Origin of the sequence: Rhodococcus aetherivorans (assembly GCF_011058165.1) — a bacterium.
Lineage (GTDB): Bacteria > Actinomycetota > Actinomycetes > Mycobacteriales > Mycobacteriaceae > Rhodococcus > Rhodococcus aetherivorans.
On record NZ_JAALEG010000024.1, the window covers coordinates 1 to 23,416 of the forward strand.

Annotated in this window: 24 protein-coding genes, 1 pseudogene and 2 riboswitches; of the genes and pseudogenes, 12 read left to right on the forward strand and 13 right to left on the reverse strand. The window is 70.2% G+C overall.

Annotation, left to right across the window (positions count from 1 at the left end; genetic code table 11):
* Positions 1–159: pseudogene (locus G6039_RS30575) on the reverse strand (PLP-dependent transferase); the annotation flags it as partial.
* An 85-nt stretch (positions 160–244) separates the two neighbouring features.
* Positions 245–360: riboswitch (SAM riboswitch) on the reverse strand.
* Positions 361–626: 266 nt separating this feature from the next.
* Between G6039_RS30575 and G6039_RS12100 the strand changes: the two are divergent.
* The 4 genes from G6039_RS12100 (at position 627) to yhjD (ending at position 4,970) form a co-directional block, all read left to right on the forward strand.
* Positions 627–1,844: an NADP-dependent isocitrate dehydrogenase gene (locus G6039_RS12100; protein WP_006939696.1), complete on the forward strand. Its 1,218-nt coding sequence runs from the start codon at positions 627–629 to the stop codon at positions 1,842–1,844.
* A gap of 85 nt (positions 1,845–1,929) precedes the next feature.
* Positions 1,930–2,733 carry an exodeoxyribonuclease III gene (locus G6039_RS12105; RefSeq protein WP_029544732.1) on the forward strand — a complete coding sequence of 268 codons (804 nt, stop codon included), beginning with the start codon at positions 1,930–1,932 and terminating at the stop codon, positions 2,731–2,733.
* 72 nt (positions 2,734–2,805) lie between these two features.
* On the forward strand, positions 2,806–3,846 hold the full coding sequence (trpS, locus tag G6039_RS12110; protein WP_006939694.1) for a tryptophan--tRNA ligase: 1,041 nt from the start codon (positions 2,806–2,808) through the stop codon (positions 3,844–3,846).
* A gap of 59 nt (positions 3,847–3,905) precedes the next feature.
* The gene (gene yhjD / locus G6039_RS12115) at positions 3,906–4,970 is read left to right on the forward strand and encodes an inner membrane protein YhjD (RefSeq protein ID WP_043801408.1); all 1,065 of its coding nucleotides are present in this window, start codon (positions 3,906–3,908) and stop codon (positions 4,968–4,970) included.
* On the opposite strand, the gene G6039_RS12120 is transcribed toward yhjD, so the two are convergent.
* Positions 4,915–5,511, reverse strand: a complete 597-nt coding sequence (locus G6039_RS12120) for a TetR/AcrR family transcriptional regulator (RefSeq protein WP_029544730.1) — start codon at positions 5,509–5,511, stop codon at positions 4,915–4,917. The two genes, yhjD and G6039_RS12120, sit on opposite strands and share 56 nt — an antisense overlap.
* Before the next feature lie 124 nt (positions 5,512–5,635).
* Here G6039_RS12120 and G6039_RS12125 point away from each other — a divergent pair, with 124 nt between their 5' ends.
* Together G6039_RS12125 and G6039_RS12130 are read left to right on the forward strand one after the other, a co-directional pair.
* The gene (locus G6039_RS12125) at positions 5,636–6,643 is read left to right on the forward strand and encodes an NADP-dependent oxidoreductase (protein WP_006939692.1); all 1,008 of its coding nucleotides are present in this window, start codon (positions 5,636–5,638) and stop codon (positions 6,641–6,643) included.
* Between the two features lie 89 nt (positions 6,644–6,732).
* Positions 6,733–7,770, forward strand: coding sequence for an NAD(P)-dependent alcohol dehydrogenase (locus tag G6039_RS12130; protein WP_043801412.1), 1,038 nt, complete (start codon positions 6,733–6,735; stop codon positions 7,768–7,770).
* Between the two features lie 69 nt (positions 7,771–7,839).
* On the opposite strand, the gene G6039_RS12135 is transcribed toward G6039_RS12130, so the two are convergent.
* From G6039_RS12135 to sdhC, 4 genes are read right to left on the reverse strand one after another with little or no spacing between them, the layout of a single operon-like run.
* On the reverse strand, positions 7,840–8,616 hold the full coding sequence (locus G6039_RS12135; protein ID WP_003935736.1) for a succinate dehydrogenase iron-sulfur subunit: 777 nt from the start codon (positions 8,614–8,616) through the stop codon (positions 7,840–7,842).
* Positions 8,616–10,367 (reverse strand): succinate dehydrogenase flavoprotein subunit, encoded by a 1,752-nt coding sequence (sdhA, locus tag G6039_RS12140; RefSeq protein WP_006939688.1) that lies wholly within the window; start codon positions 10,365–10,367, stop codon positions 8,616–8,618. Before sdhA ends, G6039_RS12135 begins: the two co-directional genes overlap by 1 nt.
* A gap of 15 nt (positions 10,368–10,382) precedes the next feature.
* Positions 10,383–10,823 carry a succinate dehydrogenase hydrophobic membrane anchor subunit gene (locus tag G6039_RS12145; protein ID WP_029544728.1) on the reverse strand — a complete coding sequence of 147 codons (441 nt, stop codon included), beginning with the start codon at positions 10,821–10,823 and terminating at the stop codon, positions 10,383–10,385.
* Between the two features lie 33 nt (positions 10,824–10,856).
* Complete coding sequence (gene sdhC / locus G6039_RS12150) at positions 10,857–11,261, reverse strand: succinate dehydrogenase, cytochrome b556 subunit (RefSeq protein ID WP_072635622.1); 405 nt, start codon at positions 11,259–11,261, stop codon at positions 10,857–10,859.
* 253 nt (positions 11,262–11,514) lie between these two features.
* On the opposite strand from sdhC, the gene G6039_RS12155 reads away from it, so the two are divergent.
* From G6039_RS12155 to G6039_RS12175, 5 genes are all read left to right on the forward strand, one after another.
* Positions 11,515–11,937 carry a cytidine deaminase gene (locus G6039_RS12155; RefSeq protein WP_029544723.1) on the forward strand — a complete coding sequence of 141 codons (423 nt, stop codon included), beginning with the start codon at positions 11,515–11,517 and terminating at the stop codon, positions 11,935–11,937.
* Positions 11,930–13,213, forward strand: coding sequence for a thymidine phosphorylase (locus tag G6039_RS12160; RefSeq protein WP_006939678.1), 1,284 nt, complete (start codon positions 11,930–11,932; stop codon positions 13,211–13,213). The genes G6039_RS12155 and G6039_RS12160 overlap by 8 nt, the downstream gene beginning before the upstream one ends.
* A 17-nt stretch (positions 13,214–13,230) precedes the next feature.
* A complete protein-coding gene (locus G6039_RS12165) occupies positions 13,231–14,331 on the forward strand; it encodes an adenosine deaminase (protein WP_006939677.1) in 1,101 nt (366 codons plus the stop codon).
* 54 nt (positions 14,332–14,385) lie between these two features.
* A complete protein-coding gene (locus G6039_RS12170; protein WP_029544719.1) occupies positions 14,386–16,476 on the forward strand; it encodes an AAA family ATPase in 2,091 nt (696 codons plus the stop codon).
* Between the two features lie 82 nt (positions 16,477–16,558).
* The gene (locus G6039_RS12175) at positions 16,559–17,947 is read left to right on the forward strand and encodes an NAD(P)/FAD-dependent oxidoreductase (protein ID WP_029544717.1); all 1,389 of its coding nucleotides are present in this window, start codon (positions 16,559–16,561) and stop codon (positions 17,945–17,947) included.
* On the opposite strand, the gene G6039_RS12180 is transcribed toward G6039_RS12175, so the two are convergent.
* From G6039_RS12180 to G6039_RS12200, 5 genes are read right to left on the reverse strand one after another with little or no spacing between them, the layout of a single operon-like run.
* Positions 17,880–19,112, reverse strand: coding sequence for a hypothetical protein (locus G6039_RS12180; RefSeq protein ID WP_006939675.1), 1,233 nt, complete (start codon positions 19,110–19,112; stop codon positions 17,880–17,882). The two genes, G6039_RS12175 and G6039_RS12180, sit on opposite strands and share 68 nt — an antisense overlap.
* A 60-nt stretch (positions 19,113–19,172) precedes the next feature.
* The gene (locus tag G6039_RS12185) at positions 19,173–19,478 is read right to left on the reverse strand and encodes a YbaB/EbfC family nucleoid-associated protein (RefSeq protein ID WP_029544715.1); all 306 of its coding nucleotides are present in this window, start codon (positions 19,476–19,478) and stop codon (positions 19,173–19,175) included.
* Positions 19,479–19,483: 5 nt separating this feature from the next.
* Complete coding sequence (locus G6039_RS12190; RefSeq protein ID WP_006939671.1) at positions 19,484–19,816, reverse strand: hypothetical protein; 333 nt, start codon at positions 19,814–19,816, stop codon at positions 19,484–19,486.
* A gap of 39 nt (positions 19,817–19,855) precedes the next feature.
* Entirely contained in the window at positions 19,856–20,839 is a 984-nt protein-coding gene (locus tag G6039_RS12195; protein WP_029544713.1) for a C40 family peptidase, read from the reverse strand.
* Positions 20,836–21,180, reverse strand: coding sequence for a hypothetical protein (locus G6039_RS12200; RefSeq protein ID WP_029544711.1), 345 nt, complete (start codon positions 21,178–21,180; stop codon positions 20,836–20,838). Before G6039_RS12200 ends, G6039_RS12195 begins: the two co-directional genes overlap by 4 nt.
* 171 nt (positions 21,181–21,351) lie before the next feature.
* Positions 21,352–21,419, forward strand: a riboswitch (guanidine-III (ykkC-III) riboswitch).
* A 10-nt stretch (positions 21,420–21,429) separates the two neighbouring features.
* Here G6039_RS12200 and G6039_RS12205 point away from each other — a divergent pair.
* The gene (locus G6039_RS12205; RefSeq protein ID WP_006939659.1) at positions 21,430–21,744 is read left to right on the forward strand and encodes a DMT family transporter; all 315 of its coding nucleotides are present in this window, start codon (positions 21,430–21,432) and stop codon (positions 21,742–21,744) included.
* Between the two features lie 102 nt (positions 21,745–21,846).
* Here G6039_RS12205 and G6039_RS31240 read toward each other — a convergent pair whose 3' ends face one another.
* Together G6039_RS31240 and G6039_RS12210 are read right to left on the reverse strand one after the other, a co-directional pair.
* Positions 21,847–22,002: a hypothetical protein gene (locus tag G6039_RS31240; protein ID WP_308936533.1), complete on the reverse strand. Its 156-nt coding sequence runs from the start codon at positions 22,000–22,002 to the stop codon at positions 21,847–21,849.
* Positions 21,981–23,402, reverse strand: coding sequence for an MFS transporter (locus G6039_RS12210; protein ID WP_308936532.1), 1,422 nt, complete (start codon positions 23,400–23,402; stop codon positions 21,981–21,983). Before G6039_RS12210 ends, G6039_RS31240 begins: the two co-directional genes overlap by 22 nt.
* Positions 23,403–23,416: the final 14 nt, after the last annotated feature.

Here is a 23,416-nt window from a genome sequence, read left to right on the forward strand (position 1 = left end):
GGCGGCGGCGTGGTCGGTGCTGTCGAAGGTGTAGCTGGTGGTCTGGTAGATCGGCAGGGCGCGGGCGCGGGTGTCGCCGCCGCCGGGCTGGCCCACGTGGATCTGCTTGGTCTCGAAGCTCCAGCCGTCTTCGCGCCGGGTGTTCTCGCTGTCGGTCATGATGTCCTTCTGGCCGTGGTCGGGAGGTCGGGGCGGCTAGGGGCGACAGCTCATGATCACAACCCTCATGACGAATACCTCCATCGGACCGGCTTGTCGTGCGGCGTGGCGCCGGACGACCGGGTCATCACCCGGAGCACCCCACCCTGGCCGGAGGGTTGCCGACCAGCAAGCCGGGGCTTCACGCTGGTACTCATGACCTGGCGCGAGTCTAGCGGCTCGAACGGATGCTTCGGTAGGCGACCCATACCTCCCGGCGGGAGGCGCCTGAGCAGGCGAAAGTTACCCGCCGGTAGCCCGGGGCCCGCTTGGCGGACCGGGTCGATAGCAGTACGCTCGTCTTGTTTGGATCGTGTTCCGCACGTGTGAGCACGCCATAAATGGTTCATTGAGCCGACCACGATCGCACCCACAAAGTGCGATCGACTTGGGACCAGGGACACTTCCTAGGAGGACGCGAAGCGCACATGTCCAAGATCAAGGTTGAAGGAACGGTCGTCGAACTCGACGGCGACGAGATGACCCGCATCATCTGGCAGTTCATCAAAGACAAGCTGATCCATCCCTACCTGGATGTGAATCTCGAGTACTACGACCTCGGCATCGAGCACCGCGATGCAACCGACGACCAGGTCACCGTCGACGCAGCCAACGCCATCAAGAAGCACGGCGTCGGCGTCAAGTGCGCCACCATCACTCCCGACGAGGCCCGGGTCGAGGAGTTCGGCCTGAAGAAGATGTGGCGCTCGCCCAACGGCACAATCCGTAACATCCTGGGCGGCACCATCTTCCGTGCCCCGATCATCATCTCCAACGTGCCCCGCCTGGTGCCCGGCTGGACCAAGCCGGTCATCGTCGGCCGTCACGCCTTCGGTGACCAGTACCGCGCCACCGACTTCAAGGTCGACCGCCCGGGCACCGTCACCATCACCTTCACGCCGGAGGACGGCAGCGAGCCGATCCAGCACGAGGTGTGCCATATCCCCGAGGACGGCGGCGTCGTCATGGGGATGTACAACTACAAGAAGTCCATCCAGGACTTCGCGCGGGCCTCGCTGTCCTACGGTCTGCAGCAGAACTACCCGGTCTACCTCTCCACCAAGAACACGATCCTCAAGGCCTACGACGGCATGTTCAAGGACGAGTTCCAGCGGATCTTCGAGGAAGAGTTCAAGGCCGAGTTCGATGCCGCGGGCCTGACCTACGAGCACCGCCTCATCGACGACATGGTCGCCTCCTCGCTCAAGTGGGAGGGTGGCTACGTCTGGGCCTGCAAGAACTACGACGGCGACGTCCAGTCCGACACCGTCGCGCAGGGCTACGGCTCGCTGGGCCTGATGACGTCCGTGCTCATGACCCCGGACGGCAGGACCGTCGAGGCCGAGGCCGCGCACGGAACCGTCACCCGGCACTTCCGGCAGCATCAGGCGGGCAAGCCGACGTCGACCAACCCGATCGCGTCGATCTTCGCCTGGACCCGTGGCCTCGAGCACCGCGGCAAGCTCGACAACACCCCCGAGGTCATCGACTTCGCGCAGCAGCTCGAGGACGTCGTCATCAAGACCGTCGAAGCGGGACAGATGACCAAGGACCTCGCCCTGCTCATCGGCCCCGAGCAGGCATGGCTGACCACCGAGGAGTTCCTCGCCGCGCTCGACGAGAACCTCCAGAAGGCCCGCGCCTGACGCACGGACCGCACACGACGGGACGCCCCGCACCGGGGCGTCCCGTCGTCGTTTCGGGTCCGGCCCGTCGGCTACCGTGACCGTCGTGCCTCACGTCATCACCACCGTCAACGTCAACGGCGTCCGTGCCGCCGCCGGCAAGGGCCTGCTCGCGTGGCTGGCCACCGCGCAGGCCGACATCGTGTGCCTGCAGGAGGTGCGCGCCACCGAGCAGCAGTTCCACGCGGCGATCGCGCCCGCCCTCGACGCCGGGTGGTACGTGGTGTCCGCCGAATCGGAGGCCAAGGGCCGTGCCGGGGTCGCGATCCTGTCGCGGCGCCCGGCCGACGCCTCGCGCATCGGGTTCGACGAGGACGAGTTCGCGGCCTCCGGCCGGTACGTCGAGGCCGACTTCGGGGACGTGACCGTCGGCAGCCTGTACCTGCCCACCGGCGAGGCCGGCACCCCGAAGCAGGAGGAGAAGGAGCGGTTCATGGCGTCGTTCGCCACGCACCTGAACCACCGCGCCGCCGAGGCCGGGGCCGCGGCCCGGCACATGGTGGTGTGCGGGGACTGGAACATCGCCCACACCGAACGCGACATCAAGAACTGGAAGGGCAACGTCAAGAAGTCCGGATTCCTGCCGAGCGAGCGCGCGTGGCTCGACACGCTGCTCGCCGACGGCCGCTGGGTCGACGTGGTGCGCGCCCTGCACCCGGACGTCGACGGCCCGTACTCGTGGTGGTCCTACCGGGGCAAGGCGTTCGACACCGACGCCGGCTGGCGGATCGACTACCACCTCGTGACGGCGGAACTGGCCGAGCGGGCGAAGGAGGCCCGCGTCGAGCGTGCCGCCACCTATGCCGAGCGGTGGTCGGACCACGCCCCGGTCACCGTGCAGTTCCGCTGATCCGGGCGGATCCGCCGATCGGAGCCGACCTCCCGCGAGCGGCTCTCCGCGCACGTGAAAGTATCGACAACCATGGCGAGCACTGCAGAACAGAACACCACCGCGCCGACCGCCCGGCCCCGGGTGCTGTCGGGTATCCAGCCGACCTCCGACTCGTTCCACCTCGGGAACTTCCTCGGCGCGCTGCAACAGTGGGTTCCGTTGCAGGACGAGTTCGACGCCTACTACTTCATCCCCGATCTGCACGCGATCACCGTGCCGCAGGATCCGAAGGGGCTGCGCCGGCGCACCCTCCGCGCCGCCGCTCAGCTGCTCGCCGTCGGCATCGACCCGGACCGGTCGGTGCTGTTCGTCCAGAGCCAGGTGCCCGAGCACGCCGAGCTGGCGTGGGTTCTGAGCTGCATCACCGGTTTCGGCGAGGCCGGCCGGATGACGCAGTTCAAGGACAAGTCCGCCAAGGAGGGGACCGAGCACGCCAGCGTCGGCCTGTTCACCTATCCGGTGCTGATGGCGGCGGACATCCTGCTGTACCGCCCGCAGCGCGTGCCGGTGGGGGAGGACCAGCGCCAGCACCTCGAGCTGACCCGTGATCTCGCGCAGCGGTTCAACACCCGGTTCGGCAAGACGTTCGTCGTTCCCGAGCCGCAGATCATCAAGGGCACCGCCAAGATCTACGACCTGCAGAACCCCACTGCGAAGATGAGCAAGTCCGCGGCCACCCCGGCCGGTCTGATCAACCTGCTCGACGATCCGAAGGTGTCGGCGAAGAAGATCAAGTCGGCGGTGACGGACAACGAGCGCGAGATCCGTTTCGACCTCGAGAACAAGCCCGGCGTGAGCAACCTGCTCACCATCCAGGCCGCCCTGTCCGGCCGGCCGGTCGACGAACTCGTCGCCGGCTACGCGGGCAAGGGGTACGGCGACCTCAAGGCCGACACCGCGGAGGTGCTCACCGAGTTCGTCGTGCCGCTGCAGGCGAAGGTCGACGAGTACCTCGCCGACGAGGCGGAACTGCTGCGCATCCTGTCGACCGGCGCCGACCAAGCCCGCGAGGTGGCTTCCCGGACACTCGGGCAGGTCTATGACAGGGTGGGATTCCTGCCCCGCAAGTAGCCGGGGGCGTGCCCCGCACACAGCCCGGGGCGACGGAACGCGGAAGGAGTTGCCCACCGATGGCCGACGATTCCACCGAACCGTCGAAACCGGGATTCGTCGACCGGCAACGAGCAGCGCATCCGTCGCTCGACCACCTGGTGCGGGCCGGCCTGCGGTACCAGGAGCAGAAGGGCGACTACTACGCCGCGGGGATCACGTATTTCAGTGTGCTGTCCCTGATTCCCATCCTGATGCTGTCGTTCTCGGTGGCCGGTTTCGTGCTCGCGGGCCGGCCCGAGACCCTCGAGCAGCTGCAGACCGCGATCGCCCAGAACATCCCCGGCGAACTCGGTGCGACGGTGCAGGGTCTGGTGGACTCCGCGATCGCCTCCCGCAGCGCCGTCGGAACACTGGGCCTGCTCACCGCCGCGTATGCGGGGATCGGCTGGATCACCAACCTGCGGGACGCGCTCACGGCGATGTGGGACCATCCGCATGTCAAGGACGGGTTCGTGCGCACCAAGGTCAACGACGCGCTGACCCTCCTCGGCCTGGGCCTCGCCATCGTGGCGTCGCTGGCCCTGTCGGCCGCCAGCAGCGGCCCCGTCATGGACCTCTTCGTCGGGGTGCTGCGGCTCGAGAACGTGCCCGGCATCGGGGTGGCGCTGACGGTGGCGACGATCGCCATCGCCGTGTGCGCGACGTGGTTGCTGTTCACCTGGGTGATCGCCCGGCTGCCCCGGGAGCCCGTCACCTTCCGCAGCGCGATGCGGGCCGGCCTGCTCGCCGCCGTGGCGTTCGAGGTGTTCAAGCAGGTCGGCTCGATCTACCTTTCCCGGGTCACCAGCGGCCCCGCCGGGGTGGCGTTCGGCCCGATCCTCGGCGTGCTGGTCTTCGCGAACCTGACCGCCCGGATGGTGTTGTTCGCCACGGCGTGGGCGGCATCGTCCAAGGAGAATCTGGTCATGGCCCACGTGCCGCCGCCGGAGCTGGCTCGGATCACGCCGCGGGTGGAGGTGCACGAGGGGCCCGGCCTGCGCGGCGGTCTGGCGCTCGTCGGTGCCGGGGCCCTCGGCGGGGTCCTGCTCAGCGAGCGCTCGCGCGCCATTCGTCGAGCTGTGCGATCGCGGCTTCGGCGGTAGCGACCGCCTCGTCGCGGTCGACGCGGGCGAGCAGCAGCGTGCTCAGCGACAGCGACGCCAGCACCCGTACCCGGCGGGCCAGCGCCTCGTCGTCGGCGGCGGGGTCGAGGGCGCGCAGCGCGTGCGTGAACGCGGTGGTCAGTTCGGCGCGGTAGGCGGTGACGACCGCGCGTTGCGTCTCGTCGTGGGCCGCAAGGCCGGCGGTGCTGTTCAGCAGCAGGCAGCCGCGGCGCGGCGAGTCGTCCGGCAGGGCGGCCACGGTGCGGGCCAGTGCCCGGAAGTAGCGTGCCGCGGCATCGGGCGCGGTGGGCTCGTCGGTGAGGACGCGCAGCCGGGGTCGCACCACGCGGTCGAGGTAGTCGCGGACGGCGGCGTCGAACAATCCGCGCTTGCTGGTGAAGGCGTTGTAGAGGCTCGACCGGTTCAGCCCCGTCGCCCGCTCGAGCTCGGGGACGGAGGTGGCCTCGAAGCCTTTGTCCCAGAAAAGATCCCGTGCCCGTTCCACGACGTCTGCGGTGTCGAACTCCGGTGGCCGTCCCATGTGCCCTTCCGTTCCCTGTTGTGCAAAGACCGTTCCAGTATATATTGGAACGGTCAGTTCAATACTTCGGAGGCGCCCGGGGACAGCTCCCGGCGGCTCGGCACGTGAGGAAGGTTCACGCCCTGTGACCTCGAGTACCCAGATCCAGCTGGTCCGACGCCCCGTCGGCTGGCCGACACACGACGATTTCCGCACCGCGACGGTCGATCTGCCCGACCTCGGACCCAACCAGGTCCGCGTCGTCAACGAGTTCGTCTCGGTCGATCCCTACATGCGGGGGCGGATGAACGACGTCAAGTCCTACATCCCGCCGTTCGCGCTGGGGGAGACCATGACCGGCGGCGCGGTCGGCCGCGTCGTGGAGTCGACGTCGCCGGCCCACCCGGTCGACTCGGTCGTGCTGCACGACCTCGGCTGGCGCGACGTCGCGCAGGGCGACGCCGCGGCCTTCCGCGTGGTGGACGAGCTTCCGGGCGTCCCGAACTCCGCGTACCTCGGCATCCTCGGCCTGACGGGACTGACCGCCTACGTCGGCCTGATGCACATCGCCCGCATGCAGCCGGGCGACACCGTCTTCGTCTCCGGGGCCGCGGGCGCCGTGGGCACCGCCGTCGGACAGATCGCCCGGCTCGAGGGTGCGACCCGCGTGCTCGGCTCCGCCGGATCCGCGGACAAGGTCGCGATGCTCACCGAGCGCTACGGCTACGACGACGCGTTCGACTACAAGTCGGCGCCCGTGCGGCGCCAGCTCCGCCGTGCGGCACCCGACGGCATCGACGTGTACTTCGACAACGTCGGTGGCGACCACCTCGAAGCCGCGCTCGACGTCCTGCGCGACGGTGGCCGGGCCGCCCTGTGCGGCGCGATCGCCCTGTACAACAACACCGAGCGCACGCCCGGGCCGGACAACATGGCCAACATCATCACCCGCGGCCTGACCCTGCAGGGCTTCACCCTCGGCCACTACACCCACCTCTTCCCCGAATTCGCGGCGAAGATGGGGCCGTGGCTCGCCGCCGGCGACGTGGTGTTCGACGAGACGATCGTCGACGGGATCGACAACTCGGTCGATGCCTTCCTCGACCTGATGCGCGGGCGCAACGTCGGCAAGATGCTCGTCCGTGTCGCCTGACGTCCGGGGCCGGAACGGCCGGCGCCGCGCAGCGGAAGATTCGCTGCAGTATCGGGCGGGCACGCACCCCCGGCCGTAGAGTCGGGCGCATGAAAGCCGTCCAGTACACCGAGATCGGCTCCGAGCCGGTCGTTGTCGACATCCCCACCCCGACGCCCGGGCCGGGTGAGATCCTGCTGAAGGTCACCGCGGCCGGGCTGTGCCACTCGGACATCTTCGTGATGGACATGCCGGCGGCGCAGTACGCCTACGGCCTGCCGCTCACCCTCGGCCACGAGGGTGTCGGCACCGTCGCCGAACTCGGCGAGGGCGTCACGGGATTCGGGGTGGGGGACGCCGTCGCCGTGTACGGGCCGTGGGGCTGCGGTGCGTGCCACGCCTGCGCGCGCGGCCGGGAGAACTACTGCACCCGCGCCGCCGACCTGGGCATCACGCCACCCGGTCTCGGCTCGCCCGGATCGATGGCCGAGTACATGATCGTCGATTCGGCGCGCCACCTCGTCCCGATCGGAGACCTCGACCCGGTCGCCGCGGCGCCGCTCACCGACGCCGGTCTGACGCCGTACCACGCGATCTCCCGGGTCCTGCCGCTGCTGGGGCCGGGCTCGACGGCCGTCGTCATCGGTGTCGGCGGGCTCGGCCACGTCGGCATCCAGATCCTGCGCGCCGTCAGCGCGGCCCGTGTGATCGCCGTCGACCTCGACGACGACCGTCTCGCCCTCGCCCGCGAGGTCGGCGCCGACGCGGCGGTGAAGTCGGGCGCCGGTGCGGCGGACGCGATCCGGGAACTGACCGGCGGCCAGGGCGCGACGGCGGTGTTCGACTTCGTCGGCGCCCAGTCGACGATCGACACGGCGCAGCAGGTGGTCGCGGTCGACGGGCACATCTCGGTCGTGGGCATCCACGCCGGCGCACACGCCAAGGTCGGGTTCTTCATGATCCCGTTCGGCGCCTCCGTCGTGACCCCGTACTGGGGCACCCGGTCGGAACTGATGGAGGTCGTCGCGCTGGCCCGCGCCGGCCGGCTGGACATCCACACCGAGACGTTCACCCTCGACGAGGGGCCGGCGGCGTACCGGCGGCTGCGCGAGGGCAGCATCCGCGGCCGCGGCGTGGTGGTTCCCTGAAACGGGTGAAGGTCCCCGTCGCCCGGTGGAACCGGGTGACGGGAACCTTCACCGTGGAGCACAAGCAGATCAGCGGGCGAACAGCAGCGCGCGCTTGACCTCCTGGATCGCCTTCGTCACCTGGATGCCACGGGGGCACGCGTCGGTGCAGTTGAAGGTGGTGCGGCAGCGCCACACGCCCTCGACGTCGTTGAGGATGTCGAGGCGCTCGGCGGCACCCTCGTCACGGCTGTCGAAGATGAACCGGTGCGCGTTGACGATCGCGGCGGGGCCGAAGTAGCTGCCGTCGTTCCAGTACACCGGGCACGAGGTGGTGCAGCACGCGCACAGGATGCACTTGGTGGTGTCGTCGAAGCGGGCCCGGTCGGCCTGCGACTGGATCCGCTCGCGGGTCGGCTCGTTGCCGGTGGCGATGAGGAACGGCTTCACCGCGCGGAACGCGTCGAAGAAGGGTTCCATGTCGACGACGAGGTCCTTCTCGACCGGCAGGCCGCGGATCGGCTCGACGGTGATGGTCACCGGCTTGCCGTCCTTGGGCAGCATGTCCTTCATCAGGATCTTGCAGGCCAGGCGGTTGACGCCGTTGATCCGCATGGCGTCCGAGCCGCACACGCCGTGCGCGCAGCTGCGGCGGAACGTGAGGGTGCCGTCGAGGTAGCCCTTCACGTACAGCAGCAGGTTGAGCATGCGGTCCGACGGCAGCGCCGGAACCTGGAAGCTGTCCCAGTGCTGACCCTTGCCGTCCTCGGGGTTGAACCGCGCGATCTTGAGGGTGACCATGGTGGCACCCTCGGGCACGGGAGGCAGGTTCGAGACGTCGGCTTCGTTCTTCTCGAGGGTTGTCATCAGTACTTCCGCTCCATCGGCTCGTAGCGGGTCTGCACCACCGGCTTGTAGTCCAGGCGGATGGGGGAGATCAGCTCCGTCCCCTCCTTGTAGGCCATGGTGTGCTTGAGGAAGTTCTCGTCGTCGCGCGTCGGGTAGTCCTCGCGGGCATGGCCGCCGCGCGACTCCTTCCGGTTGAGCGCACCGGCGACGGTGACCTCGGCCATTTCGAGCAGGAAGCCCAGCTCGACGGCCTCGAGCAGGTCGCTGTTGTAGCGCTTGCCCTTGTCCTGGACGGTGATGTTCTTGTACCGCTCCTTCAGGGCGTGGATGTCCTCGAGCGCCTTGCTGAGCGTCTCCTCGGTGCGGAACACCGAGGCGTTGTTGTCCATGGACTGCTGCAGCTCGCTGCGGATGTCCGCCACGCGCTCCTTGCCACCGGCACCCAGGATCCGCTCGAGCCACTCCACGACGTTGCGGGCCGGGTCCTCCGGCAGGTCCACGTGGTCGTGGGTGTTCGCGTACTCGGCGGCCGCGATGCCGGCGCGGCGGCCGAACACGTTGATGTCGAGCAGCGAGTTGGTGCCGAGGCGGTTGGCGCCGTGGACGGAGACGCAGGCGCACTCGCCGGCGGCGTAGAGGCCCGGGACCTCGTCCTCGTTGTTGCGCAGCACCTCACCGTTGATCTTGGTGGGGATGCCGCCCATCACGTAGTGGCAGGTCGGGTACACCGGCACGAGCTCGGTGACAGGGTCGACGCCGAGGTAGGTGCGGGCGAACTCGGTGATGTCCGGGAGCTTCTCCTCGAGGACGTCCTCACCGAGGTGGGTCACGTCGATGTAGACGTAGTCCTTGTTCGGGCCGGCGCCGCGGCCCTCGAGCACCTCGAGCACCATCGAGCGGGCGACGATGTCGCGGGGCGCGAGGTCCTTGATGGTGGGGGCGTAGCGCTCCATGAAGCGCTCGCCGTCGGCGTTGCGGAGGATGCCGCCCTCGCCGCGCACGGCCTCGGAGATCAGGATGCCCAGGCCCGCGAGTCCCGTCGGATGGAACTGGTGGAACTCCATGTCCTCGAGCGGCAGGCCCTTGCGGAAGATGATGCCCATGCCGTCACCGGTGAGGGTGTGCGCGTTGGACGTCGTCTTGTACATGCGGCCCGAGCCGCCGGTCGCGAACACGATCGACTTGGCATGGAAGACGTGAATCTCGCCGGTGGCGAGCTCGTACGCGATGACGCCGGTCGCGACGGGGCCTTCGGGGGTTTCCGTCAGCGCGATGTCGAGCGCGTAGAACTCGTTGAAGAACTCCACGTCGTGCTTGACGCAGTTCTGGTAGAGCGTCTGCAGGATCATGTGGCCGGTGCGGTCGGCCGCGTAGCAGGCGCGACGCACCGGGGCCTTGCCGTGGTCACGGGTGTGGCCACCGAACCGGCGCTGGTCGATCTTGCCCTCGGGCGTGCGGTTGAACGGAAGCCCCATCTTCTCGAGGTCCAGCACCGCATCGATGGCCTCCTTGGCCATGATCTCCGCCGCGTCCTGGTCGACCAGGTAGTCGCCACCCTTGACGGTGTCGAAGGTGTGCCACTCCCAGTTGTCCTCCTCGACGTTCGCGAGGGCGGCGCACATGCCGCCCTGGGCGGCGCCGGTGTGGCTGCGGGTGGGGTAGAGCTTGGTCAGAACTGCGGTGCGGGCGCGGGGGCCGGCCTCGATGGCCGCACGCATGCCGGCGCCGCCGGCACCGACGATGACCACGTCATAACGATGTTCCTGCATGAAGTCGTAGCTCCCCTAGCTCGCAACGATGTTGGGGTCGAAGGTGAAGATCACATAGGTGCCCAGGCCCATGATCAGGATCATCGACACGACCAGGATCGTGTTGAGCCAGAATCGGGTCGAGTCCTTGCGGGAGTAGTCCGCGATGACCGTGCGCAGGCCGTTGCCGCCGTGCAGCTGGGCGAGCCAGAGCATCGTCAGGTCCCAGAACTGCCAGAACGGGCTGGACCAGCGGCCGGCGACGAACGCGAAGTTGATGCGGTGCACGCCCTCGTCCAGCATCAGCATGATGAACAGGTGGCCGAGCACCAGGATGATCAGTGCAAGGCCGGACAGGCGCATGAACAGCCACGCGTAGAGCTCGAAGTTGTTCTTCGCGGCGCGGCGCGGGGAGCGCGGGTTGTCCAGGCTGGCCGGGCGGTCGTACGCCGTGCCCAGAGTCTTCGCTTCAGTCATGTCAGTGCCCAATTCTTCGTCGCTGCGCTCATGTCAGTGCCCCGCAAACATGTTGTAGAAGATGCGACCGGCGGCGGGGATCATCACCACGAACCAGATCGCCAGGATCGTCCAGAGCATCACCCGCTGGTACTGCGGGCCCTTGGACCAGAAGTCCACGAGCATCACGCGCAGGCCGTTGAGGGCGTGGTAGAGCACCATCGCCACCAACCCGAGCTCCATGAGACCGACGACGGGATTCTTGTAGGTCTCGATGACACTGTCGTAGGTCTCGGGATTGACCCGGACGAGTGCCGTGTCCAGGACGTGAACGAAAAGGAAGAAGAATGTCGCCACGCCTGTGATCCGGTGCAGAACCCAGGACCACATGCCCGGGTCTCCCCGGTAAAGCGACCGTGTGCGCCCCGGTGCGGGAGCGGCTTCAGTCGTGCTGCTCATCGAGTGCTGTGCCTCCAACGTCAATGGTGGACGCGTCGAGCCTCTCCAGCCTCTGGGGGATTCCGCAGCACGGGCTCGACGTGAACCTGAACCGACTTGGACCGACTTTAGTCCTATCCGAAAGTCGGGAACTAATTCGAGTAGCGGTTCGTACGGCCTCCAAATAACAAGTTAGGTTTGCCTTTCCAACTGTGATCTGGCCCGGCCGGGCCGGTGAACCGTGGAATCGGCCACCGTGACAGGATGGACAACCATGCCGGACGTAGACTGGAAAACCTTGCGCGCCAAAGCACATGAGGTGATGGGCCGCGCGTACGCGCCCTACTCCCGATTCCCCGTGGGGGCCGCGGCACTGGTGGACGACGGACGGATCGTCGTCGGATGCAATGTGGAAAATGTCTCACACGGAGTGGGTCTGTGCGCCGAATGTGTACTGGTCGGTAACTTGATTTCCGGTGGTGGCGGGCGGTTGCGGGCCGTCGCCGTCTGCGATGCCCGCGGGGCCGTCCTGAGCCCGTGCGGACGCTGCCGGCAGATCCTCCTCGAACACGGCGGCCCCGAGCTCGAGGTCGACACGCGCCGCGGTCCGCGCCCCATCGCCGAGCTGCTGCCCGACGCGTTCGGCCCCGGTGACCTGGACGCGGTGCGCGAGGCGGGAGGTGCCGACCGTGCCTGACGCCCTGTCCATCATCACCCGCAAACGGGACGGCAAGGAGCTCAGCGGAGCCGAGATCGACTGGATCATCGAGGCGTTCACGCGTGGTGTCGTCGCCGACGAGCAGATGGCCGCCCTCGCGATGGCCGTCTACTTCCGGGGCATGACGCGCGCCGAGACGGCCCGCTGGACCACCGCCATGATCGACTCGGGCCGGCGGCTGGACTTCACCGGCCTGGGCCTGCCCACCGTCGACAAACACTCCACCGGCGGTGTGGGCGACAAGATCACCCTTCCGCTGGCCCCGCTCGTCGCCGCCTGCGGCGTCGCCGTGCCGCAGCTCTCCGGCCGCGGACTCGGCCACACCGGCGGCACCCTCGACAAGCTCGAATCGATCCCGGGCTGGCGCGCCGAGCTGAGCATCGCCGAGATCGCCGAAATCCTCGCCGACCCGGCGGTCGGCGCCGTCGTCTGCGCGGCCGGCGCCGACCTCGCCCCGGCCGACCGCCGGCTCTACGCCCTGCGCGACGTCACCGGCACCGTCGAATCCATCCCCCTGATCGCCAGCTCGATCATGAGCAAGAAGATCGCCGAGGGCACCGGCGCCCTCGTCCTCGACGTCAAGGTCGGTTCCGGGGCCTTCATGAAGGACCTCGGCGACGCCCGGGAACTCGCCCGCACCATGGTCGAGCTGGGCGAGGACGAAGGGCTGCACACCGTCGCGCTCCTCACCCGGATGGACGTCCCGCTCGGCCGGACCGCGGGCAACGCCCTCGAGGTGCGGGAGGCCGTCGAGGTGCTCGCCGGCGACGGCCCGCCCGACGTGGTCGAGCTGACCCTCGCCCTCGCCCGCGAGATGCTCGCCGCCGTCGGCCGGGACGACGTCGACCCCGCGGACAAGTTGCGCGACGGCACCGCCATGGACCGGTGGCGCGCGATGATCGCCGCGCAGGGCGGCGACCCCGACGCGCCCCTGCCGGTCGCCCGGCACACCGAGGTGCTGCGCGCACCCGGCGACGGCGTGCTCGCCGAACTCGACGCGATGGCGGTGGGTGTGGCCGCGTGGCGGCTCGGCGCCGGCCGCGAACGGCAGGGCGAACCCGTGCAGGCCGCGGCGGGGATCGAGCTGCACGTCAAGCCGGGGGACCGGGTCCGCGCCGGGGACGTGATCGCCACCCTGCACACCGACACCCCGGCGAAGTTCCCCGCCGCGATGGCGACGCTCGGTGAGGGCGTGCACATCTCCGACTCCACGCCGGCGACACGGCCGCTCGTCGTCGAGCGGATCACCGCCTAGCCGACTACCGTCGGGGCATGACGGAGCCGGCGACGACGACACTGACCGAATCCGCGCTGCGGACCGCGCCGAAAGTGCTTCTGCACGACCACCTCGACGGCGGTCTGCGGCCGGGAACCGTACTCGAGCTGGCCGATGCCTGCGGCTACCGGCTGCCGGCCGGCACGGAACCCGAGCTGGCGCGCTGGTTCCGGGACTCGGCCGACAGCGGCTCGCTCGAGCGGTACCTCGAGACGTTCGCGCACACCGTGGCCGTCATGCAGACCCCGGACGGCCTCGAGCGGGTCGCCCGCGAATGCGTGCTCGACCTCGCCGCCGACGGCGTCGTCTACGCCGAGGTCCGCTTCGCTCCCGAGCAGCATCTCGAGCGGGGGCTGGACCTGGACTCCGTGGTCGAGCACGTGCTCGAGGGGTTCCGGTCGGGGGAGTCCGCGGTGGAGGCCTCCGGCGCCCAGCCGATCCGGGTGCGGCTGCTGCTCACCGCGATGCGGCACGCGGCCCGGTCCCGGGAGATCGCCGAACTCGCGGTGCGGTTCCGCGACCGCGGCGTCGTCGGGTTCGACATCGCCGGTGCCGAGGCCGGCTACCCACCGAGCCGGCATCTCGACGCCTTCGAGTACATGCGCGCCGCCAACGCGCACTTCACGATCCACGCGGGGGAGGCCTTCGGGCTGCCGTCCATCCACGAGGCCATCGCGTTCTGCGGCACCGACCGCCTCGGCCACGGCGTGCGCATCGTCGACGACATCACCGTCGCCGCGGACGGCACCGCCACCCTCGGCCTGCTGGCGAACTACGTGCGCGACAAGCGGATCCCGCTCGAGCTGTGCCCGAGTTCGAACGTGCAGACCGGCGCCGTGGACACCCTCGAGCAGCATCCGTTCGACCTGCTGGCGCGCCTGCGGTTCCGGGTCACCGTCAACACCGACAACCGCCTGATGAGCGACACGACGATGAGCAAGGAGATGATGCGGCTGGTCGAGACGTTCGGGTACGGGTGGTCCGACCTGGAGCGGTTCACGATCAACGCGATGAAGTCCGCGTTCCTGCCGTTCGACCAGCGGCTCGAGCTCATCGACGACGTGATCAAGCCCGGCTACGCCGTCCTGATCGGCTGACAGTCCCCTCGTCGGACAGTACCCTCGGCGGACCTCACCTCGTAGGGTCGAGGTATGGGCGATCGCGTCCCGCCCTCGGCAACTCTCGGCGACGTGCTCGCCGCGCGCCGGCGGCGCCGGTTCGTCGGTCGTTCGGCCGAGCTCGAACTCGTACGTGCCGCCCTCGACTCGCCCCGGCCCCCGTTCTCGGTGCTGTACCTGTACGGGCCCGGAGGGATCGGTAAGACGAGCCTGCTCGACGAGGTGGCCGATCTCGCCGTCGGGGCCGGTTCGGTCCTCGTGCGTCTCGACGGGCGGGACCTCGTTCCCGCCCCGGCCGCCGTGCTCGCCTCGTTGGCGGAGCATCTCGACCTGGACGCGGATCGAATCGCCACCGCCTCCGGGCAACGGCTGGTGATGGTGATCGACACGTACGAGGCACTCGCACCGATCGACGGCTGGATCCGCCGGGATCTGTTGCCGCGGTTGCCGGACAGCGCGGTGACCGTGATCGCGGGGCGGAGTCCGCCGTCGCCGCAGTGGCGCTCGGACCTCGCATGGGGCGATCTGCTGCGGGTGGTGTCGATGCGCAATCTCGCACCCCGGGAGAGCGTCGACTACCTGCGCGCCGTCGGGGTCCGGGACGACCTGCACGACCGCCTCTGCCGCGTGGCACACGGCCATCCGCTGACGCTGTCGTTGCTCGCCGACGCGGTGCTCCGCGGCGGACGTGCCGACGCGGATCCGCTGAGTCCCGACCTCGTGGGGACGCTGCTGCGCCGGTTCGTCGACGAGGAACCGGGCACCGTGCATCGCCGGGCCCTGGAAGTGTGCGCACTCGCACGCGTGACCACCGAATCGCTCCTGCGGGACGCGCTGGGCACCGGCGACGACTGCGCCCACGACGCATTCCGGTGGCTTCGGGGCCTCTCGTTCGTCGAGACCGGGGCCGACGGCCTCCATCCCCACGACCTGGCCCGGGACGTCATCGACGCCGACCTGTGGTGGCGGGACGCCGACAGCTATGCCGACGTCTTCCGCCGGGTGTGGCGGCACATCCACCGAACCCTCGACTCGGCGACCGGCCGACGGCAACAGCAGGCGATCTTCGACCTGAAGTTCGTGTTCCGTCACCTCGCCGGCGTGCTCTCGCCGGTGCAGTGGGAGAGCTGGGGCCGGTACTATCCGGAACCCGCCACCGCCGCCGAGCACGCGGCGGTCGTCGAGCTGATCCGGACCGCGGAGGGAGCCGAGTCCGCCCGGCTCGCGCAGCGGTGGCTCGACCGGCAACCGGACGGCTTCTTCGTTCTGCGCTGCCCGGACGGAACCGTCCGCGGAGTGATCGGGCTGCTGGACCTCACCCGCGCCTCCGAAGAGGACCGGGACCGCGACCCCGGGGCCGCGGCGGCATGGCGGGCCGCGCGGCGAGGCACGCCGGTGCGCGAGGGCGACGTCGTCACCCAGACCCGATTCGTCGTGGACCGGGAGACGTACCAGGATCCCTCGCCGACGCTCAACGCGGTCCCGATCCTCACGATGCAGCGATACCTCACCACCCGGGGCCTCGCCTACGACGTGCTCGTCCTGGCCGAGCCGGACCGGTGGGACGACTACTTCGCCGTCGCCGACCTCCCACGGGTTGACGGCGGCGACTTCGTCGTCGGTCCCCGCCGATTCGGCCTGTTCGCCCACGATTTCCGGCGCGTCCCGGTCGGCGCCTGGCTCGAACGGGTGACGGAACGGGCGCTGGCCCGCGGTCCGTCGCCGCCGGTGCCCAGCGCACCCGTGCTGCTCGTACTCTCCCAACCCGAGTTCGCGCAGTCGGTCAAGCAGGGCCTGCACGACCTGCGGCAGCACGCTCTGCTCGCCCGCAATCCCCTGCTGCGCACCCGGGTGCTCCACGACCGGGCCGGCGCCGGTGAACCCGACGTCGCGCTGCTCGAGCAGGTGCTGCGCGACGCGGTCGCCACCCTCGCCGACCATCCCCGCGACGACAAACTGCTGCGGGCCGTGGACCGGACGTATCTGCGGCCGGCGGCGACCCAGGAGTCGGCCGCGGCAGCGCTCGGACTGCCGTTCAGCACCTATCGGAGGCACCTGGCCACCGGGGTGGAGCGGATCGTGTCGTGGCTGTGGGACCAGGAGGTGTACGGCCGCCGGCAGTGAGCACAACCGAGCACCGAACGGACTGGTGACCGAGCAGATTCCGGACGCATGCTTCTCGCACTCGAACGAGGAGGTGCCGGAAATGGTGACACGTATCGGTGATCGCGCCGTGGTCCTCGGCGCGGGAACGGCCGGTCTGCTCGCCGCGCGGGTGTTGTCGGATGCGTACTCGGACGTGGTGGTGATCGATCACGACAGACTGCCGGACGGTGCCGCGGCACGGCGCTGCGTACCGCAGGGTCGGCACATCCATGTGCTGGTGGCCGGCGGGATGCGCGCGATGGAGGAACTGCTGCCCGGGCTCACCGCCGATCTCGTCGGCGACGGTGCACCGATGGTGGACCAGTGCGGCGACGTGCGCTGGTATCTCGGTGGCCACCGCCTCCGGCAGGCGGAGAGCGACCTGACGGCGGTGAGCGCGAGCCGGCCGAATCTCGAACATCGGGTGCGGTCCCGCGTCGCCGCACGTCCCGGAGTGCGGATCGTCGATCGTTGCGACGCGCTGGGATTGACCGTGAGCCGGGACGGCCGAAAGGTCACCGGCGTGCGCGTGCTCCGCCGGGCGGACGGCAGCGTCGAGGAGGTTCTCGACGCCGATCTCGTCGTCGACGCCACCGGCCGTGGTTCACGAACCCCGGCGTGGCTCGAGCGGCTCGGATACCACCCGCCCGAGCGGGAGGAGGTGCGCGTCGACCTCACGTACGTCACGCGCACCTACGCCTCCGATCCGGCACTCATGGGCGGCGACCTGGGGATTCTGCTCGCGCCGTCGCCGCCGTACCCGCGCGGTGCCGCCATCCAGACGATCGAGAACGGTCGCTGCCTCGTGACGGCGGTGGGCATGCTCGGGCACCGGCCCCCGTCCTCGCCGGACGGCTGGGTGGACTTCCTGCGGTCCCTGCCCCGCCCGGACGTGTACGACGCGATCCGGGACGCCGAGCCGCTCGACGCGCCCCGGTCGTACCACTTTCCGGCGAGTCGGCGGCAGCGCTACGAACGGTGCCGGCGGCTGCCGGAGGGACTGCTGGTGACCGGCGACGCCGCATGCAGTTTCAACCCGATCTACGCGCAGGGAATGAGCGTCGCGGCGTTCGAAGCCGGGCTGCTCGCCGAACACCTGAAGGGCGGCCGGGAGCCGGACCCGCATCGATGGTTCCGGGATATGGCGAAGGTCGTCGACGTGCCCTGGGACATGGCCACCGGCGGCGACCTCGCCTGGCCGCAGGTCGAGGGCCGGCGCAGCGCGAAAGTGCGCCTGGCCAACCGCTACCTGCCGCTCGTCCACGCCGCCGCCGCGCAGGATCCCGAGGTGGTCCGCGCATTCTTCCGCGTCGCGGCGATGGTGGATCCGCCCGGGACGCTGTTCGCCGCGCCGGTGGTCGGGCGGGTGCTCCGCCGGACGATCAGTGCTTGTGCAGCCGGGTCTCGAACTCCCGCTCGAGAGCCCGCCACGCCTCGGCCTCCGCGGTGAACGGCGCGCTGGGCGCGAGCCGCGTCGGATCCGGCTCGAGCACGTAGTTGACGAACCAGCCCAGCTCCGTCGACCCGGCCAGCGCGGCGTCGGTGCTGTCGTCCTCGGCGTAGTTCGCGGCGTCGGTGAACAGTTCGACCGCCAGATCCAACTGATCGGCGTCCACCGCCTCCGTACCGTGCTCGATGTCGTCCGCGATCCCGGGCAGCACGTACACGTTCTCGTCCGTCACCTCGACCTCGAGGGAACCGTCCGTCGCCGCGTGCCGGATGTCGTCGTAGGTGCTGAGCGCCGCCAGATCGTGGTCGTGGTGGTCGGCCAGGTAGCGCGCCAGCGCCCGCTCCGTGGGGAACACGAGGATCGTCCCGTCGCGGCCGAGGAACAGCGCGTCGTCGTCGAGGTAGCAGCGCAGGGTGAACCACGTGCCGTCGGAGGCGATGATCTTGACCGGGTCGATTCCGACCGCCGTCCAGAAGCTCGTGTCCTCGTTCTCGTCCCCGTCGACGAACTCGTATTCCTCGTCCTCCGCCTCCTCGGCGGCGTCCTCGGCCTCGACGATGTTCTCCTCGGCCGCGACGAGTTCCGCCTCGGCCTCGGCGACGAGCCCGGCGTCGACCTCGGGGGACGTCACGACGGCGTCGAGCGCGTCGATCACCCCGTCCCAGTCCTCGGCGACGGCGGAGCCGACCCGGTTCCACAGCTCCCCGCCCTCGCGGCCCTCGAACGCCGCGACACCGTGGCTCAGCAGCGCCTCGATCTCCGCCCGTTCGAAGAACTTCGTCACCGACTCGAGCTCGCACACGTCGCCGAGGACGGAGACGATGTCGAACGTGTTCTGCAATTCGGCGACGGACTCCGGGTCCGCGTCGTCCGCCACCAGTTCCGGCACGCCGATCAGGTCGTACGAATGGCTCTCGTCCGGCTCGAACTCCTCCGCGGAGAGTTTCGCGACCACCGGCCAGGCCGGATGCTCGACGAGGTCGTTGTCGGCGCCGGAGCGGACGAACGCGACGAGCTCGGCCACCGCACCGAACGCGTACAGATCGTCACCGTGGCCGAGGAACGCCTCCCATTCGTCGTCGCCCTCGCGCCACCGCGGCGCCCAGAGGGTCACGACGTCGCCGTCGGTGAGACCGAGCTCGATCGGGACGATGTCTCCAGCCATGGTCGCCAAGCCTAGCCATGTCCCGGCCGAAGACATAGCTGGGCGCCGATGAGACGACCGTCACCCGAGTGCACCGCGAAGTTCCCCGAGCAGACGAGCTCGTTCGGCGGCGGCGGCCCGTGCCGCCTCGTGCGTCGTGGCCAGGATCGATGCCGCCACGTCGCGCGCGTGGAGCCCGTTCAGCGCCTCGTCGAGCCACAGCCTGGTCAGGGCGCCGTTGCCGTCCACCTCGGCCCGCACGAGGCCGTCCGGGCTCGTCGCGGCGCCCGACACCACGCCGAGTGCGGCCACACAGTCCTGCAGGGCCCCGAGCCGCGTGCGCACACCGTCCACGATCTCCGTGATCCGCTGATCGCTCGCCGACATCGCGCTCACCACCCGGTCGCCGACGGAGAGCCGGCCGTCCGCGCGTCGTCGCGGCGTGCGCGCTGCACGTCGTCGTGGGTGGGCAGTCCCAGCCGGTTCAGCAGTCCCTCCGGCATTCCCCTGCCCGCCAGCTCCTCTCGGTGCAGCGCGGCGGCCTCGAGTGTCGCGCGACGGCACAGCGACACGATCTGTTCGGCCAGTTGTGCTGCCCCGTAACGTAGTTCGCTCTTATCGATGTGCAGGTCGACGGGCAGGCCCTGTTCGGTGGTGCGCACCGAGACGGTGCCGGACCGGTTCCGGGCGGTCGCCGTCGTGATGGTCGTCTCCGCGGTGTCCATACCCGGTTGGACGCGACGCCGCGCCCCTCGGTTCCCGACCTAGCCGGTGGGGCCGGTGGGACGGAAGAAGCCCTGGAACCCCATCCCGCTGTTCGTGGTCCGGATCGGCGACAGCTGCACCGGGTCGCCGGCCTCGACCATGAGGCCGTTTCCGACGATCATCGCGACGTGCCCGTCCCACACCGCGAGGTCGCCGGGCTGCACCGCGCTCGCCTCGACGGGGGTGCCGACGTCCTGCTCCTGCGCAAGGCGCGGAATCTGCACCCCGGCCTGCCCGTACGCCCACTGGGTCAGGCCGCTGCAGTCGAGGCCCTGCCCCGGTGCGGTGCCACCCCACACGTAGGGCGTGCCCTGCTGGGAGAGCGCGTGACGCACCGCCTCGGCCGCCGCCCGATTGGGTGCCACGGCAACGCTGCCGTCGGGCAGCCGCACCTCGGTGCCGTTGCCGCCGAAGGCCCGCAGCTCGCCGGCCGGTGAGGCGGCCGGATCGCCGGCCGTCGGTGCTGCCGGTGCGGGCTCCGAGGGCATCAGCTCCGCCATCCTGGTCGTCTGCTCGGCGAGCGACGAGGTGACCCGGGTAAGCACGTCGAGCCCGGCCGCGATGTGCTCGATCGCCGCGACCAGCAACATCATCTGCCCCTGCGGTAGCGCCGCCAGGGGAGCGGAGCGCTCGGCCAGCGTCGTGAACGATTCGATCAGCCGGGCGATTTCGGCTGCACCGGTCAGGACGGTCGTGGTCGCGTCCGCCGCGACGTCGGCGATGGCCGTCCCGCGGTCGGCGGCGGCGACGAGGTCGGCGAGCGCCCGCTCGCCGCTGCGCACGGCCGTCTCCGCCGCGGCCCCCGCCCAGTCCCACGCGAGTTCGCCCAGCGCAACCCGGCCCACCGAGTGCACGCCGTCGACCAGTTCGGCGCACGACCGCAGCACGGCGGCCGGGTCGGTGCCGACCGCTCCGGCGCCGAACGCCGACAACAGCTCGGCCAGGGGAGCGGTGAGCAGATCCGCCCCCGGCGCCGCGGTCACCGCGGGGCCCCGGCGGCGTTCAGCCGTGCCGCCTGGGCGGCGACGACGCGTTCGTAGGCGGCCGCGGTGGCACCCGCGATGGCGCCCATGGCGTCGAAGGTGTCACCGAGACGGGTCAGTTCCGCTCCGTGGCCGCGGTGGGTGGCCGCGAACGCGGCGAGGAACTCGGCGCCGACCGGGCCGAACACCGTCGCGAGCGGTGCCGGATCGGCCGCGCGTGCGTCGGCGGCGGCGTCGTGCAGCCGCTCGCCCAGGGCCGCGGCGGTGTGCCCGAACGCCGCGATCGTCCCGGGCCGGGCGCGTACCACCTCGTGGTTGCCGTTGCCGGTGCCTGCGTCCATTCGGCCTGCTCCCCTCCGTGGAAACGGATCGTCCTTCCACCGCTTGGACGCAGCGGGCGGCGGCCCGGTTCCCTGCGGCCCCGCGGTACGGACGCCACGGGCGAGCGCGTCCCGCTGTCCCGCCACGCAGAGGGCGAATTTGTTCCCCGTCACGGGGTGTGGGACCGTGGACGCGAGCCTGCCTCACCGGGCTCCCGGACGAGGGGCGCCGTACCCGGTGTGCGACAAGACGGCCCGTCGGAGGCTGTGATGTCGTGGTTGGTTCTGGTGGTGTCCGGGGTGCTGGAGGCGGTGTGGGCCACCGCGTTGGATCGGTCCAGGGGACTCAGCCGGCTCGGCCCGTCGGTGGTGTTCGTCGCGGCGTTGGTCGCGAGCATGGCGGGACTGGCGTATGCCATGCGCCGGCTGCCGGTGGGGACGTCCTACGCGGTGTGGGTGGGGATCGGTGCGGTGCTCACCGTGGCGTTCGCGATGGCCACGGGCGAGGAGGCGGTGTCGGCGTCGAAAGTCGTGTTCCTGGGCATGATCGTCGGGGGCGTGATCGGGCTGAAGCTGGTGCACTGAACCCGTTCCGGAGGGACACCGCAACCGTCGGGGCCGGCCGCGAGGAGCACCGGCCCCGGAACCGGGCGCACGAATCCGCGCACGGCAGTGGCGGATCGGCCGTCACGGCGTGCGCGCGCCGGCGCCGTCGGGTCGTCGCGGCATGAGGAAGAAGACCAGCACCGCGACGACGAGCGGCAGCGCCGAGACGATCAGCATGGTGGTCGCGACGCCCTCGGTGAAGTCGACGCCGAGGGTCAGCCCGTGGGCGAGCTGCACCAGGTTGGGTCGTACCCGGTGGGGCCGCCGCTGTGGGACATCGTCATCGTGACGGCGTGCTCGGCCTGCTCCGCCTCCTGGACCGAGATGCCGCGAGTTTCGGCGTCCTCGAGCACTTCTCGCCGGTAGAACGCGTCGAGCAGCAGGATGTAGACGGTCGGGCCGAGGGCGTAGCCCATCATTCCGAACGCCGGCTGGACGGCGGCGATCGACCCGGTGTTGCCGGTCTCGGCCTGCGAGAGGATCGTGTCGGCGGTCGCGGTTCCGGCCACGAATCCGCCCAGATTGCTGGTCCACGTCGCCACGACGAGCGCCGCGACCGTCATCGTCGGGGCGACCGTCGCCGCCGTCACGAGGCCGCTCAGCACGATGACCAACAGTCCGGTCACCAGCACCGGGCGCGCGGTGTGCGCGGCGATCATCCGGCCGGCCAGCACGCTCGCCGCGGCGATCACGAGCGTGCCGGGAAGGTACAGCAGTCCGACGGCCTGCGAGGACATGCCCAGCACGTAGTCGCCGAGCTGGCCGAGCACGGTTCCCAGACCGGCCGCGAGCAGGTTCACGGTCAGGACCGCGAGCACCGCGAGGACGAAGGCGCGGCGCCCGAACAGCGACAGGTTCAGGGCCGGCTCCGGCGTCCTGCGTTCGTGCCACACGAACATCGCGGCGGCGGCGACGCTGACGCTCAGAGGCACCCAGGCGCGCGGTTCGGTGAGCCCGTCGGGCACCGCTCCGATCCCCGCCACCAGGCCGAGCAGCGCCACCCCGAACAGACTCACACCGAGGACGTCGACTCCGCCCGCGGCCCGGCGCGGTGGTTCGTCGACGAACCGGACGATCAGTGTCAGCGCGATCAGCGCGAGCGGCGGGGTGACGAGGAACAGCGATCGCCAGCCGAACGTCTCCACGACCCACCCGCCGACCGCCGGAGTGATGCCGTACAGGACCGTGTCGACGGCCATGAGGACGCCGAGAGCCGTCGACCGCAGTTCGGCCGGGACGGAGGCGGTGACGAGCGCCAGCGACAGTCCCAGCAGCGCGGTCAGCGCCAGGCCGTCCAGGAAGCGCATCAGCAGCAGCACCGGATAGTTCGGCGCCAGCGACGACAGCAACCCGACGGCGATGTTGGCGACGAGGGCCCACACGAGCATGCGCGCGAGCCCGAACCGGTCGCCGAGAGTCCCGACCGCGAGGACGGATGCGGCCACCATGAGGGTGGAGGCGGCGGCGAGCATCCCGATCCGGTCGGCGGGAACGTCGAGACCGCGGCCCACGGTGGACAGATTGAGGGTCAGCATCAGCGGGTCGACGGCCGCGATCGCGTAGGCGATCGCGGGACCGAGAACGGTCAGGAGGATCCGGCCGGTGAGGCGCGGCGCGGCCTCGGCGCGTTCGGCCATCACGCACACCCCGT